Origin of the sequence: Flavobacterium sp. JAS (assembly GCF_020991455.1) — a bacterium.
GTDB lineage: Bacteria > Bacteroidota > Bacteroidia > Flavobacteriales > Flavobacteriaceae > Flavobacterium.
This window is the reverse complement of sequence record NZ_JAJMOX010000017.1, coordinates 62,807-82,466: the sequence shown is the minus strand read 5'-3', so window position 1 is coordinate 82,466 and position 19,660 is coordinate 62,807. Positions and strand designations below refer to the sequence as shown.

The 19,660-nt window shown below is 33.7% G+C and carries 13 protein-coding genes; 7 read left to right on the top strand and 6 right to left on the bottom strand.

All coding sequences use genetic code 11. The annotated features are described in order from the left end of the window. The first annotated feature begins 426 nt into the window (after positions 1 to 426). The 7 genes from asnB (LPB88_RS22050) (at position 427) to LPB88_RS22020 (ending at position 14,221) form a co-directional block, all read left to right on the top strand. The gene (asnB, locus tag LPB88_RS22050; RefSeq protein WP_230717822.1) at positions 427 to 2,103 is read left to right on the top strand and encodes an asparagine synthase B; all 1,677 of its coding nucleotides are present in this window, start codon (positions 427 to 429) and stop codon (positions 2,101 to 2,103) included. 310 nt (positions 2,104 to 2,413) lie between these two features. Further along, entirely contained in the window at positions 2,414 to 4,030 is a 1,617-nt protein-coding gene (asnB, locus tag LPB88_RS22045) for an asparagine synthase B (RefSeq protein WP_230717821.1), read from the top strand. Positions 4,031 to 4,274: 244 nt separating this feature from the next. Beyond that, a complete protein-coding gene (locus LPB88_RS22040) occupies positions 4,275 to 7,010 on the top strand; it encodes a pitrilysin family protein (RefSeq protein WP_230717820.1) in 2,736 nt (911 codons plus the stop codon). Between the two features lie 322 nt (positions 7,011 to 7,332). Further along, the gene (gyrB, locus tag LPB88_RS22035; protein WP_230717819.1) at positions 7,333 to 9,273 is read left to right on the top strand and encodes a DNA topoisomerase (ATP-hydrolyzing) subunit B; all 1,941 of its coding nucleotides are present in this window, start codon (positions 7,333 to 7,335) and stop codon (positions 9,271 to 9,273) included. A gap of 109 nt (positions 9,274 to 9,382) precedes the next feature. After that, a complete protein-coding gene (gene mdh, locus LPB88_RS22030) occupies positions 9,383 to 10,318 on the top strand; it encodes a malate dehydrogenase (RefSeq protein ID WP_230717818.1) in 936 nt (311 codons plus the stop codon). Between the two features lie 228 nt (positions 10,319 to 10,546). After that, on the top strand, positions 10,547 to 13,522 hold the full coding sequence (gene secDF / locus LPB88_RS22025; RefSeq protein ID WP_230717817.1) for a protein translocase subunit SecDF: 2,976 nt from the start codon (positions 10,547 to 10,549) through the stop codon (positions 13,520 to 13,522). A gap of 84 nt (positions 13,523 to 13,606) precedes the next feature. Then, positions 13,607 to 14,221, top strand: a complete 615-nt coding sequence (locus LPB88_RS22020) for an acyloxyacyl hydrolase (protein WP_230717816.1) — start codon at positions 13,607 to 13,609, stop codon at positions 14,219 to 14,221. Between the two features lie 56 nt (positions 14,222 to 14,277). Here the strand turns inward: LPB88_RS22020 and lgt are convergent, their stop codons facing one another. The 6 genes from lgt to LPB88_RS21990 form a co-directional block, all read right to left on the bottom strand. Beyond that, positions 14,278 to 15,210, bottom strand: a complete 933-nt coding sequence (lgt, locus tag LPB88_RS22015) for a prolipoprotein diacylglyceryl transferase (RefSeq protein ID WP_230717815.1) — start codon at positions 15,208 to 15,210, stop codon at positions 14,278 to 14,280. A gap of 67 nt (positions 15,211 to 15,277) precedes the next feature. Beyond that, complete coding sequence (gene yidD / locus LPB88_RS22010; protein WP_089353350.1) at positions 15,278 to 15,517, bottom strand: membrane protein insertion efficiency factor YidD; 240 nt, start codon at positions 15,515 to 15,517, stop codon at positions 15,278 to 15,280. Positions 15,518 to 15,539: 22 nt separating this feature from the next. Continuing rightward, complete coding sequence (cysS, locus tag LPB88_RS22005) at positions 15,540 to 17,018, bottom strand: cysteine--tRNA ligase (RefSeq protein ID WP_230717814.1); 1,479 nt, start codon at positions 17,016 to 17,018, stop codon at positions 15,540 to 15,542. Positions 17,019 to 17,086: 68 nt separating this feature from the next. Next, entirely contained in the window at positions 17,087 to 17,461 is a 375-nt protein-coding gene (locus tag LPB88_RS22000; protein ID WP_230717813.1) for a four helix bundle protein, read from the bottom strand. A gap of 96 nt (positions 17,462 to 17,557) precedes the next feature. After that, positions 17,558 to 18,229: a GTP cyclohydrolase I FolE gene (folE, locus tag LPB88_RS21995; RefSeq protein WP_230717812.1), complete on the bottom strand. Its 672-nt coding sequence runs from the start codon at positions 18,227 to 18,229 to the stop codon at positions 17,558 to 17,560. 202 nt (positions 18,230 to 18,431) lie between these two features. After that, positions 18,432 to 19,628: a pyridoxal phosphate-dependent aminotransferase gene (locus LPB88_RS21990; protein ID WP_230717811.1), complete on the bottom strand. Its 1,197-nt coding sequence runs from the start codon at positions 19,626 to 19,628 to the stop codon at positions 18,432 to 18,434. Between the last annotated feature and the right edge of the window lie 32 nt (positions 19,629 to 19,660).

Genomic DNA, 19,660 nt, shown 5'->3' with positions numbered 1-19,660 from the left:
GGATCTCCACAAGGAACTCCACAATCAAAATCGTCAATCTTTGTCGAGCTGCTTGCGGAGATCCCTCGTTCCTCGGGATGACAAACAGAGTGAGGAAATGTGCTCAACTAAATGACAAGATTGGAGAAAACTACAATTTCTGAACAGCTTTTATTCTTCTCTTTAGGAATCTTCTATTGATTTTGAAATAATTCAAATTTTAACTCAAAGATTTCTTTAAAACCTTACGATTCTTGCTTTGTTTGAGCCCAAAATTGAAATTTTTAAGTTTCAGGCTTTTTTTTATGCTAAAATTTTACATTTTATATGTAAATGTTGATTTGTGGTTTTAAATTATAACTGAAATAGTGTTTTGTGTTTTTCAATTGTAACCATTACTGCATCTTTGCCTTATCAAATTAAAATTTAAAATAAAAATATATAGTTATGTGTGGAATCGTATGTGCCTTTGATCTAAAACAAAAAGCCGAAACCTTAAGACCTCAAGTATTAGAGATGTCAAAAATCATTCGTCACCGTGGACCGGACTGGAGCGGAATTTATAGCAATGATAAAGCAATTTTATCTCATGAGCGTTTGGCAATTGTAGATCCAGCTTCAGGAAAACAACCTTTATTTACAGAAGATAAAAAATTGGTTTTGGCTGCGAATGGTGAAATTTACAACCACAGAGAATTGCGTAAACAATTTGAAGGAAAATATAACTTTCAAACGGAAAGTGACTGCGAAGTTATCTTGGCACTTTACAAAGAAAAAGGACCTCACTTTATAGATGAAATGAACGGAATCTTCGGATTCGCAATTTATGATGTTGAGAAAGATGAGTATTTTATCGCTCGTGACCACATGGGAATTATTCCATTATACATTGGTTGGGATCAGCATGGAACTTTTTATGTAGCTTCTGAATTGAAAGCTTTGGAAGGATATTGTACTAAAATTCAATTGTTTCCTCCAGGACATTATATGACAAGCAAAGACGGCGAATTTGTACAATGGTACAAAAGAGACTGGACAGAATATGATGCTGTAAAAGATAACGAAACAAGTATTCCTGAAATCAAAAAAGCGCTTGAAGCTGCGGTTCACAGACAATTAATGAGTGATGTTCCTTATGGAGTTTTACTTTCGGGAGGTTTAGATTCCTCTATTACTTCGGCTGTAGCCAAAAAATTTGCGCAAAAACGTATTGAGTCAGATGATACAACAGATGCATGGTATCCGCAATTGCACTCTTTTTCAGTAGGACTTGAAGGTTCTCCTGATTTAGCAGCTGCTCAGGTTGTTGCAAAACATATTGGAACAATTCACCACGAAATTAAATTCACAATTCAGGAAGGTTTAGATGCTGTTCGTGATGTAATTTATAACTTAGAAACTTATGACGTTACTACAGTTAGAGCTTCGACTCCAATGTGGTTAATGGCGAGAGTTATTAAGTCAATGGGAATCAAAATGGTTCTTTCTGGTGAAGGTGCCGATGAGTTATTTGGAGGTTATTTATACTTCCACAAAGCACCAAACGCAAGAGAATTTCACGAAGAAAACGTTCGTAAATTAGGAAAACTACACATGTACGATTGTTTACGTGCGAACAAAAGTTTAGCTGCTTGGGGAATTGAAGGTCGTGTTCCGTTCTTAGATAAAGAATTTATGGATGTGGCGATGAGAATCAACCCGCAAGATAAGATGATCAACAAAGAACACCCGATGGAAAAATGGGTAGTTCGTAAAGCATTCGAAGATATGTTGCCGGAAAGTGTAGCATGGAGACAAAAAGAGCAATTCTCAGATGGAGTTGGATACAGCTGGATTGATACTTTGAAAGAAGTGGTAGCCAAAGAAGTTTCGGACGAACAATTGGCAAATGCTAGATTTAAATTCCCGTTGCAAACACCAACTTCTAAAGAAGAATATTATTATCGTTCAATTTTTGCAGAACATTTCCCAAGCGATGCAGCAGCATTATGTGTACCTCAGGAAGCAAGTGTGGCTTGTAGTACAAAAATTGCTTTGGAGTGGGATGAGGCTTTCAAAAACATGAACGATCCATCAGGAAGAGCTGTGGCAAGTGTTCATGATGACGCTTACGCTAAAGTATAGAAGTTGAATTATTAGAATTAGTATATATTAATTGCAGAAGAACGTTCTCGGTTGAGGACGTTTTTCTTGTCTTAAATTGTTAAATTATATAATTTCAGTTACTTAAAAAGATTTTTCGGTAATTATTTAACTTTACTTTTTTATATTTGACATTCGTCGAATTAACGCTAAATTGCTTTGATTATAAAGCAGTTAAGAGAAGGAAGCAGAATTTTATTTTTAATTTCCTGCAAATTACAATGATTTTTATACCTGATACATGTCATTTGGGACGTGTCTGGAAAACAGAATAAATAAAAAATAGAATAGTATGTCTGGATTATTAGCCGTTATTGGTAAAGGAAAAGACCCGCAACTCGTAAAAGAGCTTTCTAAAAGAATGTCACATCGCGGTCCTGATGAAAATGATTTGCAAATTATGGAAAATGGCAGCATAATCAGTCATGAAAGTTTGTCGATTATTGATTTGAAGTCTGGTAGACAGCCTATTCAGGGAACTAAAAAAGCCTGGATGGTGCATGATGGTGAAATCTATAATTATCAGGAATTAAAAGATACGGTCCTTAAAGATCATACTTTTAGAACAAAATCAGATTCAGAAGTGATCGTGCATTTGTACGAAGAATTTGGAAACGATTTTTGCAATATGCTTGATGGAGATTTTGCTTTTGTAGTTATAGATGGCGACAACTATATTGCAGGACGTGACCCGATTGGGGTAAAACCTTTGTATTATGGTTTGGATGAAAGAGGAAGAATCTATTTTTCGTCTGAAATGAAACCGATCGCGGATCAATGTAAAACATTTTCAACTTTTCCTCCGGGACATTATTATACACCAAAAAAAGGATTTGTAAAATATTACCAACCGGAATATGAGGATTATGAAAATGCTACAAAAGATCTTAATTTAGATTCGATCAGAGATACATTTACAGAAGCTGTTGGTAAGCGTTTAATGAGTGAAGTGCCTGTTGGAGTTTTACTTTCAGGAGGTTTGGATTCTTCATTGATTTCTGCGGTTTCTTCGCGTTTGTTGAAAGATAGCGGAAAAACACTTCATTCGTTTTCAATTGCTTTAGATGCTGATGCGCCAGATGCGAAAGCGGCAAGAAGAGCTGCTGAATTTTTGGGTACGGAGCATCATGAAATTCATTTTTCTGTTAAAGAAGGAATTGAGCTTTTAGAAAAGATAATCTACGATATAGAGACTTACGATATAATTTCGGTTAGAGCCAGCGTGCCAATGTATTTGTTATCAAAAGCAATTGCTGAAAAAGGGATTAAGGTAATTCTTTCCGGCGAAGGAGCTGACGAAGTTTTTGGAGGTCATTTGTATTTTAGAAATGCACCATCGACAGAAGAATTTCAGAAAGAAACAATCGAAAGAGTTCAAAAATTATTTACAGCCGATTTATTGCGTGCAGATAAATCTACAATGGCAAATGGTATAGAGACTAGAGTCCCGTTTTTGGATACTGCGTTTCTGGATGCTACTATTCGTATCAAACCAGAAGAAAAGCAACCAAAAACTTATGAAGGTATCGAAAAATATATTTTAAGAAAAGCATTCGATACGCCTGAAAACCCTTATTTACCAGAGGATGTTTTATGGCGTCAAAAAGAACAGTTTTCTGATGGTGTTGGATACAATTGGATTGATGAATTGATGGAACATTGTTCAACTCAAATTTCAGACGAACAGTTGGCGGGAGCAAGTGCTGAATTTCCGTATAATTCTCCAACAACAAAAGAAGCGTATTTGTACAGATCTATTTTTCATAAATATTATCCACAAATTAGCGCTGCGCAAACGGTTCGTAAATGGATTCCGAAATGGCAGGAAAATCAAGATCCAAGCGGAAGAGCAAACGCGGCTCACAAAGAAGGAAATTTTGAAACTGTAAAATCAGGAATGACAGTTTAAAGTAGAGAAATTCCAATATATTAAAATTCCAAATTCCAATGTTTGAATTCTACTGGGAATTCGAATAATAAAAGATAAGATCCGAAACAGCATTTATAATGTCGTTTCGGATTTTTTTATGAGGCTAATTTTGCAATTGAGGTTTGTCGTAAATTACTAAAAGTAAGTTAATATTGATGTATCGTGTTTAAGAAAAATACTATATTTGATTACCAAAAATTAACTAATCCATTAACTATTATTTATGAGAAACTTATTGCTAAGTGGAATTTTTTACTGCTCATTGGCTTCATTGAGTTCAGTTTATGCACAAAAATCTGAAGCACCCAAATACATTAAAAACGTAGAAGGTGTTAAGGAATATACTTTGAATAACGGACTAAAAGTCCTTTTGATTCCAGATGCTTCTCAAAGCAATATGGTTGTAAATATTGTTTACAATGTGGGTTCAAGAAATGAAGGTTATGGCGAGAAAGGTATGGCGCATTTGTTAGAGCACATGCTTTTTAAAAGTACCAAGAATTTAGGAGATATTAAAAAAATGCTTTCTGATAAAGGCGGAAATGCTAACGGAACAACTTGGCTTGACCGAACTAATTACTACGAAGTTTTTCCATCAAATGATGAAAATCTAAAATGGAGTATCGAAATGGAAGCAGATCGTATGATAAACGCGACTATTTTGCAAGCGGATTTATCAAAAGAGTTTTCTGTGGTAAGAAACGAATTTGAAATTGGAGAGAATAATCCCGATCGTGTTTTGCAGGAAAGAATACTTTCTTCGGCTTATTTGTGGCACAATTACGGGAAAAGCACTATTGGAAGTAAAGAAGATATAGAAAGAGTGAAAGCAAGTACGCTTAGAGTTTTTTATGAAAAATATTATCAACCGGATAATTCAACTTTGATAATTGCTGGTAAGTTTGATGAGCAAAAAGCGTTACAATATGTTGGGCAATATTTTGGAGCTATTCCAAAACCTAAAAGAGTTCTGGATAAGACTTATACAGTTGAACCTGCACAAGATGGCGAGAAATTTGTGGAGCTTAACAGAGCCGGAGACAGTAAAAATGTAGGTGCTTTGTATCATACGGCGGCTTATGTAGACAAGGATTATGCTGCGATTGATGCTTTGGGAGAAATTCTAACTTCAGATCCATCTGGATATTTGTATAAATCATTAATTGAGACTCAAAAAGTGTCGAGTATTTATTATTGGCAGCCAACGACAAGAGATGCTAGTTATGTGTATTTTGGAGTTGCGGTTCCAAATGATAAAGACATTAAAGCAACTAGAGATTTAGTGAGAGCAGAGTTGGATAAAATTGCATCGACTAAATATACTGACGAAGATGTAACCAGAGCTAAGGCAAAAATTATAAAACAACTTGATGGTATAAAAAACAATACTATTTCGTTTGCAATAAATCTTACTGAAATTGTTGGAGCTGGAGATTACAGATTAGGTTTTATGTATAGAGATGCGGTCGAAAATTTGACTAAAGAAGATATTCAGAGAGTTGCTGACAAATATTTTAGAAGTAACAATAGAACGGTTGGAGTATTTATTCCGTCTAAAGATGAGCAAAGAGTAAAACCTGTTGAATATACTGATGAGCAAATAGTAGCTTTAACGAAAGATTACAAAGGAAAAGCTTTAGAAAAAGAAGCTGCTTCATTTGAGGCTTCTATTAAAAATTTAAAACAAAATTTTGTAGAAGGTAAGTTGAGTAATGGCGCAAAATATGGACTAATCAAAAAGGAAATTAAAGGAGGAAAAGTTCAGGCAACTTTTCAGTTTCCGGTAAGTAATGAAAAGGATTTGGCAGGTAAAGAAGATGTAGGATCTATTCTTGCTCAATTAATGAAAACGGGTACAAAAACCAGAACAAAAGAGCAAATTAGTGACCAATTAGATCAGTTAAAATCAAGTTTGTATTTTGATTATTCAGGTCAGACTTTATCGATTAGTATTAATACATACAAAGAAAGTTTTAAAGGAGTAATGGATATTTTAGGAGATTTGTTAGTTAATTCTACTTTTCCTGAAAACGAGCTTACAAAAACAATAAGTGAGTATAATACTTATCTGGAGTCAAATCTTAACGATCCTAGGTCAATTGCATTTATTGAGATTTCAAGACTAACATCAAATTACCCAAAAGAAAGTATTTTTTATACATCAACAACTCAGGAACAAATTGAGGCTTACAAGAAAATAAAACAATCTGAAATCGTTGATTTTTATACCAATATTTTTGGAGGAAATAACGGATTAGGAACTATTGTTGGAGATTTAGACGCTAAAGAAACAGGACAAATTCTTGAAAATACTTTTGGAAAATGGAATTCTAAGTCTAAATATGTTCTTGCTTTGCCAACTTTCTCAGAAACTAAAAAGCTAGATAAAGATTATGTTACTCCGGATAAAGAAAATGCGGTAGCAACTGGAAAAATCGCTTTTAAAATGAATGTGAAAAGCCCTGATTATCCTGCATTTGTTATGGCAAATGAAATTTTAGGAAGCGGTGGATTTTTAAGTGCAAGAATCCCAATGAGATTAAGAGAAAAAGAAGGAATTAGTTATGGAGCGGGTTCGTTTATTAATGTGCCAGTCACTAACGATGTTGCTTTTTGGGAGTATTATGCTTTCTTGAATCCAACGAAAAAAGGTGCAGTTGAAGCAGCAACTAAAGAAGAAATTGCAAAAGCATTAAAAGACGGATTTACAGCCGAAGAATTAAAATCAAATTTAGGCAGCTGGCTTAACGAAAGAAAAACAAGATTAGGAAACGATATGATGTTGATTAATTTGACAAACAGCTATCTTCAATACGGAATTCCTTTAGAGGATTACGATGATCTTGAAGCTAAAGTAAAAGCTTTAAAAGTAGAAGACGTAAATGCTGTATTGAGAAAATACCTTAGTTTAGAAAAAATGACTTCAATTTATGCAGGAGATTTTAATAAGAAATCATAAGTTGTAAAATTCCAATTTTTTAAATTCCAAATTCCAATTTGGAGTAAATTATAGAATCCGAAATAACATTAAACTGTTATTTCGGATTTTTTTTGGATCATTTGAAGCTTTTGGAATTTGGAATTTAAAAAATTGGAATTTGAAAAAATTGGAGTTTATTTAATAAAGAGACTAATTTTTGGAATTTGGGATTTATTTTTTGGTTTTTTAGCCAATTGTGTTGATAACTTAACTGCTTTAAGTCGTATTTTAACGGATATATAATTTGCGTTTTTATATATTTGCGTGTTAGACAATAATTACATTTTTTAGAATAAATTATATGAGCGAAGAAATCAAGAAGAACAATTATTCAGCAGATAGTATTCAGGCATTAGAAGGAATGGAGCACGTAAGAATGCGTCCATCGATGTATATTGGAGATGTGGGAGTTCGAGGGCTACATCATTTGGTTTATGAGGTTGTTGATAACTCTATTGATGAGGCGATGGGCGGACATTGTGATACTATTGGTGTTGCAATTAACGAAGATGGTTCAGTAACAGTTGAAGATAACGGTCGTGGTATTCCAGTTGATTTACATAAAAAAGAAGGTGTTTCGGCACTTGAGGTAGTAATGACTAAAATTGGTGCCGGAGGTAAATTTGACAAAGATTCTTATAAAGTTTCAGGAGGTTTACACGGTGTTGGGGTTTCGGTTGTAAATGCACTTTCTATTCATATGAAATCTACTGTTTTTAGAGACGGTAAAATCTATGAGCAAGAATATGAAAGAGGAAAATCATTATATCCGGTTAAACAAATTGGAGAAACTGATAAAAGAGGTACACGTCAGACTTTCTATCCTGATGATACGATCTTTACTCAAACTACAGAGTTTTCTTATGATACGTTATCAGCTCGTATGCGTGAGCTTTCTTTCTTAAACAAAGGAATCACAATTACATTTACTGATAAGAGAGAAGTAGATGACAAAGGCGAATTTAAAGTTGAAGTATTTCATTCTGACGAAGGTCTTAAAGAATACATTCGTTACTTAGATGGTAACCGTGAGCCAATTATTTCTCACGTTATTAGCATGGATAACGAAAAAGGAGAAATTCCGGTTGAGGTTGCCTTAATTTATAATACAAGTTATACAGAGAATATTTTTTCTTACGTAAATAATATTAATACACACGAAGGAGGAACGCATTTACAAGGTTTTAGAAGTGGTTTAACAAGAACCCTTAAAAAATACGCTGATGCATCCGGAATGTTGGATAAATTGAAATTCGAAATTGCGGGAGATGACTTCCGTGAAGGATTAACAGCTATTATTTCGGTAAAAGTTGCAGAACCACAATTCGAAGGACAAACCAAAACAAAATTAGGAAACAGAGAAGTAGTTTCTCCGGTTTCTCAGGCTGTTGGAGAAATGTTAGAGAATTATTTGGAAGAAAATCCAAATGATGCCCGTATCATTATTCAAAAAGTAATTCTGGCTGCTCAGGCACGTCACGCTGCTAAAAAAGCACGTGAAATGGTACAACGTAAAACCGTTATGGGTGGCGGTGGATTGCCAGGAAAACTTTCAGATTGTTCTGAGCAGGATCCTGCAAGATGTGAGGTTTACCTTGTCGAGGGAGACTCGGCTGGTGGAACAGCAAAACAAGGTCGTGATCGTAACTTTCAGGCGATTTTACCATTACGTGGTAAGATTTTGAACGTTGAAAAAGCGATGCACCACAAAGTATTCGAAAACGAAGAGATTCGTAACATCTTTACTGCTTTAGGAGTTACCGTTGGTACAGCAGAAGACAGTAAAGCATTAAATCTTGAAAAACTTAGATATCATAAAGTAATCATCATGTGTGATGCCGATGTCGATGGTAGTCACATTTCTACCTTAATATTAACGTTCTTCTTCCGTTTCATGAAAGAATTGATCGAAGAAGGTCACGTTTACATCGCAGCGCCACCTTTATACTTAGTTAAAAAAGGAAACAAAAAAGAATACGCATGGAATGACGTTCAACGTGATCAGGCGAATGAGAGAATGGGAGGAAGTGCAGCTATCCAACGTTATAAAGGTCTTGGAGAGATGAACGCAGAGCAATTGTGGGAAACTACAATGGATCCAAGCTTCAGAACTTTACGTCAGGTAACTATTGATAGTTTGGCTGAAGCCGATAGAGTTTTCTCAATGTTAATGGGAGATGAGGTACCGCCACGTAGAGAATTTATCGAGAAAAATGCTGTTTACGCAAACATCGATGCATAATAAAATTTAATACTACAATTCGTTTAATTGTTTAAATTTACTAAACAATTAAGCGAATTGTCGATTTATAAAATAAACGAATTAATTAATAACCGATAAAGTATAAAATATGAAAGTTACCATTGTAGGAGCAGGAAATGTTGGAGCTACATGTGCAGATGTTATTTCTTATAGAGGAATTGCAAGCGAAGTAGTGTTGTTGGATATTAAAGAAGGTTTTGCCGAAGGGAAAGCGTTGGATATTATGCAATGTGCAACAAATACTGGTTTTAATACCAAAGTATCTGGTGTAACCAACGATTATTCTAAAACTGCCGGAAGTGATGTAGTAGTTATTACATCAGGAATTCCGAGAAAGCCAGGGATGACTCGCGAAGAATTAATAGGTATAAATGCAGGAATTGTAAAAACAGTTGCTGAAAATGTACTGAAACATTCTCCAAATACTATAATAGTTGTAGTTTCTAATCCAATGGATACTATGACATACTTAGCTTTAAAAGCTACAGGATTACCAAAAAACAGAATTATTGGTATGGGTGGAGCGTTAGATAGTTCTCGTTTTAGAACATATCTATCATTAGCTCTTGATAAACCTGCAAATGATATCTCTGCAATGGTTATCGGTGGGCATGGTGATACAACTATGATTCCTTTAACACGTTTGGCATCATATAACGGAATTCCTGTAACAGAATTTCTTTCAGAAGAAGCTTTACAAAAAGTGGCTGCCGATACAATGGTAGGAGGAGCAACACTTACAGGTCTTTTAGGAACATCTGCCTGGTATGCGCCAGGAGCTTCTGTGGCGTATTTAGTTGACAGTATCTTAAACGATCAAAAGAAAATGATTGCTTGTTCAGTTTTTGTAGAAGGTGAGTATGGACAAAGCGATATATGTATAGGAGTGCCTTGTATAATAGGTAAAAACGGGATTGAGGAAATTTTAGACATCAAATTAAACGATCAGGAAAAAGCTTTATTTGCTAAAAGTGCAGATGCAGTTCGTAGTATGAATGATGCTTTAAAATCGATTTTAGTATAACGATTTTCGAAAAAAAAGGAGAAGACTGCACTTTTGCAGTCTTTTTTTTAAGATTAATTAATAAATAAATTGGTTAATGTTTTCGTTAATTATATATTTGCTCGGTTTAAAAAAAATGTTGTAATTCGTGATCTCGATTTTTTAGTTTTAAAAACTCATGTCAGGGCTTATTTTATGGGACTTTAAAACAAAAAACAAACAATAAAACATAATTAATTTTTAGTAATAATGCAGAATAAAGGACTTATTAAATTTTTCGCAATTCTATTTGCATTGGTAAGTATTTACCAACTTTCGTTCACTTATGTGGCAAACAGTGTCAAAAGTGAGGCTAAAGCTTTTGCAGGAGATAATCCTGATAAAGAGCTAAAATATTTAGATTCTATTGGTAAAGTAAAAGTTTACAATCTTGGTTTCACGGATTTTACTTATAATGAAGTAAAAAACAAACAACTAAATAAAGGTCTTGACTTAGAAGGAGGAATCAACGTGATTCTTCAAATTTCTATTAAAGACGTTTTAAAAGGATTAGCAAACAATTCTAAAAATCCGGTATTTAATAAATCATTAGCTGATGCAAGTGCAAATTTAGAAGGAAACAAAACCTATTTAAATAAGTTTTTTGAAGCTTTTGAAGCAAATTCAAACGGAGGAACTACAAAATTAGCTTCGCCAGATATTTTTGCAAACAGAGGTTTACAAGGTGAAGGTGGAATTGATTTTCAAATGTCAGATTCACAAGTTCAAAAAGTAATCAAAAGAAAAGTTGATGAGTCTGTTGAAAGTGCTTACAAAGTATTAAGAGAGCGTATCGACAAATTTGGTGTTACACAACCAAACATCCAAAAATTAGGAGAAACAGGAAGAATCTTAGTAGAGCTTCCAGGTGCTAAAGATGTTGATAGAATTAAAAAATTATTAGGTGGAAAAGCTCAATTAGAGTTTTGGGAAACTTATAAAATTGAAGAAGTTGGAAACTTTTTAGTTGCTGCTAACGAAGCACTTAAAAAGACTGAAATCAAAAAAACAGAAACTAAAACTGTTGCTAAAGATTCATTGAATGCTTTATTAACTGATGCTAAAGATTCTGTTGATACTAAAAAAGGAAACAATCCATTATTTGACAAAATGATTGGTCAAGGTGGTGGACCGGTTTTAGGTTACTTCGCTCCAAAAGATACTGCAATTATCAATGGATACTTAAAAAGACAAGATATTAGAATCTTATTGGCTGCTGACCAACACAATGCAAAATTTGTTTGGAGTAAACCAACTACTATTAAAGATGCTAAACAAAAAGATATTGAAGCTGTAGAATTATATGCTTTAAAAGGAAACAGAGATAATACTCCTGCTATGGCTGGTGGTGTTGTAACTGACGCAAAAGATACTTTTGACCAATTAGGAAAACCAGCTGTTTCTATGCAAATGAACAGTCAAGGTGCAAAAATCTGGGAAGAATTAACAGGAAGAGCTTTTTCTCAAAAAAGTTATATTGCTATTGTTTTGGATAACGTAGTTTACTCTGCTCCTGGAGTAACTAGTGGACCAATTGCTGGTGGAAGATCTGAAATTACAGGTTCTTTTGACGTTGCTGAAACTAAAGATTTAGCTAACATTTTGAATGCAGGTAAATTACCGGCTTCTGCAGATATTATTCAATCAACAGTTGTAGGACCATCTTTAGGTCAGGCTGCTATTGATGCAGGTACTATGTCATCTGTAATTGGATTTTTATTAGTTTGTTTATGGATGGTATTCTATTATGGTAAAGCGGGTTGGTATGCTAACCTTGCATTATTATTAAACTTACTTTTCTTGTTTGGAATTATGGCAAGTTTTGGTTTTGTACTTACATTGCCAGGTATTGCAGGTATCGTATTAACATTGGGTACGGCGGTAGATGCGAACATTATTATATTTGAAAGAGCAAAAGAAGAATTACGTGAAGGTAAATCATTATCTGAGGCTGTTGTAGCTTCTTACGGATGGCACGGAGCAATGCGTTCTATTATTGATGCAAACGTTACTCACGTTTTAACTGGTGCTATCTTGTTTATTTTTGGAACAGGACCAATTAAAGGTTTCGCTTTAACATTACTTATTGGTATCGTAACTTCATTGTTTACGTCAATCTTTATTGCTAGAATTTTCATCGATAGAAATATTGCTGGAAAAGGAGATTTAACTTTCTCTACAAACATTACTAAAAACTGGTTTACTAATTTTCACTTTGACTTTATTAAAATCAAAAAATTCACTTATATCTTCTCTTCTATTGTAGTTGTTGTAAGTTTAGTTTCTATCTTCTTCGTAAACGGATTAGATGAAGGTGTTGATTTTGTTGGAGGAAGAACATTCCAGGTTAAATTTGAAAAACCAATCGATGCTACTGTAGTATCAGATGAATTATCTGCTGCTTTTGGAACTCCGGTTGAAGCTAAAATTTTAGGTGATGATGATCAATTGAAAATCACAACTAAATATAAAATTAAAGAAGACGGTGTTGCTGTTGACGAAGAAGTGAACAAAAAATTATATGATGCATTGGCGAAATATTTCCCTAATGTTACTTATGAGAAATTCACTAACACATTTGACGGTAAAAAAGTTGGAGTTTTACAATCTTCTAAAGTTGGAGCTTCTATCTCTGAAGATATCAAAACTAACTCTTACTGGGCAGTTCTTGGTGCGATGGCAGTTATTTTCTTATACTTAATGATCTCTTTCCGTAAATGGCAATATTCATTAGGTGCGATTGCAGCTGTTGCGCATGACGTAATCTTTGTATTGGGAATCTACTCTTTATGTTATAAATTCATGCCTTTCCACATGGAAATGGATCAGCACTTTATTGCTGCAATCCTTACCGTAATTGGTTACTCTATGAATGATACTGTAATTGTATTTGACAGAATTAGAGAGTTTATTATTGGAAACCGTAAAGGTAGTTTTGAAGATATCGTAAACGCTTCTATTAATACTACATTATCAAGAACGTTGAATACGTCATTAATGATGATCATTGTATTATTGACGATGTTTATCTTTGGTGGAGAGTCTATTAGAGGATTTATCTTTGCAATGTTAATTGGTATTGTTGTAGGTACTTATTCTTCATTATTTATCGCTACACCAGTATTGGTTGATACGATTTCTAAAGATGATAAACATACAATCGAAGACAAACACAATAAAGCATAATTAATTGCTTAAATTATATTAAAAAGATTCAACGAAAGTTGGATCTTTTTTTTGTGCTATATTTAAAGCTGTAAAAGTTTATTTATGATTAAAAAAATACTATTTCTTCTATTGTTTATATTAAGTGTAAATGCAGTTTTTGCACAAGATAAAAAGAGTAAAATTGCAATTGGATTTGATTACGGTTTTGGCAGTGAGTTTAATAACAGGAACTATACTTTTACGAATCATTTCTATAAAGTTCAATTGTATTACAGGCTAAAAGAAACGAAACATTTTCAGTATGAAATTCTGGTTCAGCCTGAAGTTAACTTTGGTACGCATCAATTGCTTAATTTATACTTTGTAAAGCCTGAAACACATGATTATATTCACAAAAGAGAAGAGTATACAAAATTGAAAGACATTCATGAGTATGTTTTAAATCTTGGATTTTTAATAAGAAAGCCAATTGATAAAGTATTTTCAATATATGTTTTAGGAAGTATTGGGCCAATGATCACAGATAGGGAAACAGAACGAATGTCTAATGGATTTGCTTTTGCAGATGTTTTGGCACTTGGTGTTTCAGCAAATGTAAATCAATTTAGGTTTGATATACGTCCAAGTGCCCGACATGTTTCGAATGCGGGGATAAATAGCGAAAATGCGGGTTATAATACTAAAAATATTGAAATAGGTATTTCGTATCGCTTATAAAAAAAACGCCCAATATCTCAATGATAATTGGGCGTTTTGTATTTTGGGTCCTTTTTTTAAGAAGCTGCCAAAGGATTTTTTTGTGCTCTAAAGATAAAGAAAAGACCAATAATAATAAACGGAATACTAAGCCATTGTCCAGTTGAGAAAAGCCCTAATTCTTCTTCGATTCCGCCTTGACTTTCTTTTACAAATTCTACAACAAAACGTACTGCAAATAAAAGAACTAAGAACAATCCAAAAAGATATCCTGATTTAAGTCTTGCATTTGTTTTCCAGTATAAGAAATATAAAATTGCAAAAACAAAGATGTAGCTGATTCCTTCGTATAATTGTGTTGGATGTTTTGCTGGGACCTCTGCTAATAAATTAGCAAATTTAGGATCTGTTGCAATTGCAGTATAAGCATCTTTAGGATTTGCGATTCCTGTTTTTTCTACGGCTTCGCCTTTACTGAATTGATCGTGTAAAAAACGAATTCCGAATGCAGATTTAGTTTCGTGTCCAATGATTTCAGAATTGAAAAAATTTCCTAAACGAACAAAAATTGCACCACTAGCTACAGGAATAACAACACGATCTAAAATCCATAATAAAGGACGTTTTAAGATCATTTTGCTATAGTAATACATTGCAACAATGATTGCGATTGCAGCACCATGACTAGCTAAGCCTTGAAAGCCTGTAAATTCAAATTTTGGTTCGAATTTAACCGGTAAAAATATTTCTAGTAAATGATTTCTAAAGTACTCCCAATCATAAAAGAAAACATGTCCTAAACGTGCACCTATTAAAGTTGCTAAAACGGTCCAAACAAATAATGAATCTAGTTTTTCTATTGATTCATTTTCACGTTCGAAGATTTTTTTCATTATGAACCATCCTAAACCAAAAGCAATTACGAACATTAAGCTATAATAACGAATCATAAAAAATCCTAAATCGATTCCTTCTGAAGGGTTCCAAACAATGTTTAAGGCGTGTGTCATGTAGTATTGTATTTTTTTATTGGTTGTAAAAATAAATATTTAAAGTAGAGATGCTCTTTATAAAAAGTTAATGTTTGTGTGAACATTTCTTCTCAGGAACCGGATCGTAGCCTGTTCTTCCCCAAGGATGGCAACTCAAAATACGTTTCATTCCTAAGTAACCTCCATAAAATAATCCATGTTTTTGCAATGCTTCAATCATATAACTCGAGCATGTTGGCTCGAATCTGCAAGATGCCGGTGTAAAGGGTGAAATTGCAGTTTGATAAAAGCGCACTAATAAAACAAATGGAGTAATTACTTTCATGATTTATTAGAAAATGAATTGATTATACAGTGAAGCTTGTGCCTTCTTTTCCGTCTTTCAACTGAATGCCTAAAGCAATCAACTGATCACGAATTTGGTCAGAAAGCGCAAAGTTTTTATCTGCTCTGGCCTGATTTCTCATTCCGATAAGCATGTTTACAACACCTTCTAATTTATCGTTATTTCCATCAGCTGCTTTCTCATCGCTTAGACCTAAAACGTCAAAAACAAAAGCATTTACTGCTTCTGTAAATGTTTTTAGATCTTCTGCAGAAATTATTTCTTTTCCTTCTTTCAATAAATTGATGAAACGAACAGCCTCAAATAATTGCGCGATTAAAATAGGAGTATTAAAATCGTCATTCATGGCATCGTAGCACAATTGTTTCCAGGAATTGATATTTATAGAGCTTGTTGCACTTGCGGTAATAGTTGGTAAAGCATCAACGGCCTCCATTAATCTTTTATAACCTTTTTCGGCAGCGACAATTGCGTCATCAGAAAAATCTAAAATACTTCTATAATGTGCTTGTAACATGAAAAAACGTGTTACAGAGGCAGAAAAAGCTTTACTTAGAATATTGTTATTTCCGCTTAAAATCTCACCAGGTAAAATGTTGTTTCCAGTAGATTTTGCCATTTTTTTACCGTTCAGAGTAAGCATGTTGGCGTGCATCCAGTAATTTACCGGAGATTGACCTGTACAAGCTTCGTTTTGCGCGATTTCACATTCGTGGTGCGGGAATTTTAAATCCATTCCACCTCCGTGAATGTCAAAATGATTCCCAAGATATTTGGTGCTCATAGCTGTACATTCAAGATGCCAACCCGGAAAACCATCGCTCCAAGGTGAAGGCCATCTCATGATATGTTCCGGTTCTGCTTTTTTCCAAAGTGCAAAATCCTGTGGGTTTCTTTTGTCTGATTGGCCATCAAGATCACGGGTATTGGCTAACATATCTTCGATATTTCGGCCACTTAAAACTCCGTAATTGTTGGTTTCGTTATATTTTACAACATCAAAATATACAGATCCGTTGGCTACATAACCAATTCTGTTATCAATAATTTTTTTGATGATTTCAATTTGCTCAATAATATGTCCAGTAGCGGTTGGCTCAATGCTTGGAGGTAAGAAATTAAATGATTTTAGAATATCATGAAAATCTACCGTGTAGCGTTGTACCACTTCCATCGGCTCCAGCTGTTCTAAACGTGCTTTTTTTGCAATTTTATCTTCACCTTCATCCACATCATCAACAATATGTCCAACATCAGTAATATTTCGCACGTAACGAACCTTATAATCAAGATGTAAAAAATACCTGAATATCACGTCAAAAGACATAAATGTTCTCACATTTCCTAAGTGCACATTGCTGTAAACTGTAGGTCCACAAACATACATTCCAACATTTCCTTCATGAATTGGGTTGAAATTTTCTTTTTCACCCGAAAGTGAATTGTATATTTTTAGATGTTGACTTGTGTATAGTGGCATATTTTCTCTTACTGTTTAATCGTTTAATTGTTGATTTGTTTAATCGTGCAAACGTTTAATTGTTTTTATTAACTATGTAATTCTTTAGAAAGATAGTATTTTTTTAAACTATTTATCTGATTGCTAATTTTTTCAGTTTTCTCTCTGCATCCTAGATATTTATCTTCTGATACATAATTTAAATCTTTTGAAATAATTAAATGATTTAAAGTTTCCATTGCTGATGAATAGGAGATCGTTAAAAAATGAGCTTTGTCTTTATTCGAGTTTCTCGAAGTTCCTTCCGTAATATTTGTGGCAATTGATGAAGAGCTCCTTTTTATTTGAGAAGTTATTCCGAACAATTCATTTGATGGAAATTTACTAGTTAATTTATAAATATCCAAAATAAACATTCTTGAGTTTTGCCAAACTTCTAACTTTTCAAATGAAAAAGTATACATGTTTTGTTGTTTAATTGTTGATTTGTTTAATCGCTTAATCGAAAATATAAGACTTGCAATGAAGCGATTAAACAAATTAACGTTTTCCCGATTAAACTAGAACTGAGTATCTAATTTAATGTAATCTAAAAGCTCTCTTTTTATTTGGGGATCTTTAAATTTACCACCAAATTCAGAAGTTACAGTGCTGCTTTCGATATCTTTGATTCCTCTTGAGTTAACACAAAGATGTTTTGCATCAATAACGCAGGCAACATCTTCAGTACCTAAAGCTTTTTGTAGTTCCTGAACAATCTGCATTGTCAAACGCTCTTGAACCTGAGGTCTTTTGGCATAATATTCTACAATTCGGTTCATTTTAGATAAACCAATAACTCTTCCGTTAGAAATATAAGCTACGTGCGCTCTGCCGATAATTGGCAGTAAATGGTGCTCGCAGGTAGAATAAACAGTAATGTTTTTCTCTACAAGCATTTCACCGTATTTGTAGTTATTTTCAAAAGTTGAAGCTTTTGGCTGTCTTGAAGGGTTTAAACCACCAAAAATCTCCTTTACAAACATTTTAGCTACTCGGTTTGGAGTACCTTTTATGCTGTCATCAGTCAAATCCATTCCAAGTGTTTGCAGAATGTTTTCAACATCTTTTTTTATTTTTTCTATTTTTTCATCATCAGTTAAGTCAAAAGCATCCTGTCTTAAAGGGTTTTTCGCATTACTACTAAAATGATTGTCTCCTATTTCGTCTAAAAAATCTTCGTTATTTGTCATTAAAAACTACTATTAGTATGGGTATTTCTTTTTAAGGCGGTAAAGATAATTAATAAAAAGCAAACCTTTTCTATCGTTTTTACTATTTAATTACTCCTTTTTTGATATAATTTAAATTAAAACCAAATTGTTGATTTTTTAAAGCACAAAAGACAATAACATAGCGTGTTATTGTCTTTTGATGGTTTAATTCTTTTTAGTATTATTTTCTGTTGTAGACCAAAAGAGCTTCTTTTAATATGTTTACAGCAGTAATTAAATCTTTTTTATTCAGGACATAAGCAATTCTTACCTGATTAAGCCCCATTCCTGGCGTCGAGTAAAAACCGGCAGCAGGAGCAACCATTACAGTTTCTCCGTTAAGATCGTAACTTTCTAAAAGCCATTGAGCAAAATCTTCTGAATTGTCAATTGGTAATTGAGCAATACAGTAAAAAGCGCCCTTTGGTTTAGTCACGATAACGCCTTCAATTTTATTTAATTCGGTAATTAAAGTATTGCGACGTTCTTTATATTCTGAAATTACTTCGTCAAAATAACTTTGCGGAGTATCTATTGCAGCTTCGCATGCAATTTGTTCAATTGTAGGCGGACTTAAACGTGCCTGCGCAAATTTCATTACAGTTGCCAAAACATCTTTGTTTTTAGTAACCAAACATCCAATTCTTGCGCCACACATGCTGTAACGTTTTGAAACAGAGTCAACCATGATTACGTTTTGCTGTACATCTTCAAGATTCATTACAGAATAATGAACATCATCTCCATCGTACAAAAATTCACGATAAACTTCGTCAGCGATTAAATACAAATCATGCTTTTTGATTAAGCCTGCCAGTTGTTTAATTTCTGATTCTGAATATAAATAGCCTGTTGGATTACCAGGATTACAAATTAGAATAGCTTTTGTTTTGGGTGTAATTAGTTTTTCGACAGTTTCAATGCTTGGCAATGCAAAAGCACTTTCGATTGTTGAAATAACAGGAATTACCGTTGCACTGGTTGATGACGCAAATGCATGGTAATTGGCATAAAAAGGCTCAGGAATAATGATTTCATCTCCCGGATCTGTAATTGTGGCTAGTGCAAATAATAAGGCTTCAGAACCACCTGTAGTAACAATGATGTCTTCTGAGTTTACATTTACATTTTGACGTTGGTAAAATTTTGCTAATTTTTTTCTATAACTTTCATATCCGGCTGACGGACTGTATTCTATAATAGTTAAATCAATATTTTTTACCGCCTCGATGGCCACCTCGGGTGTCTTGATATCCGGTTGACCAATGTTTAAATGATACACTTTATGTCCTTTTTGTTTTGCAAGATCTGCATAAGGAGCAAGTTTACGTATCGGTGATTCGGGCATGTTTCTGCCTTTGAGTGAAATTGTTGGCATGAGCTTAATTATTGAAGTGCAAATTTGCATTT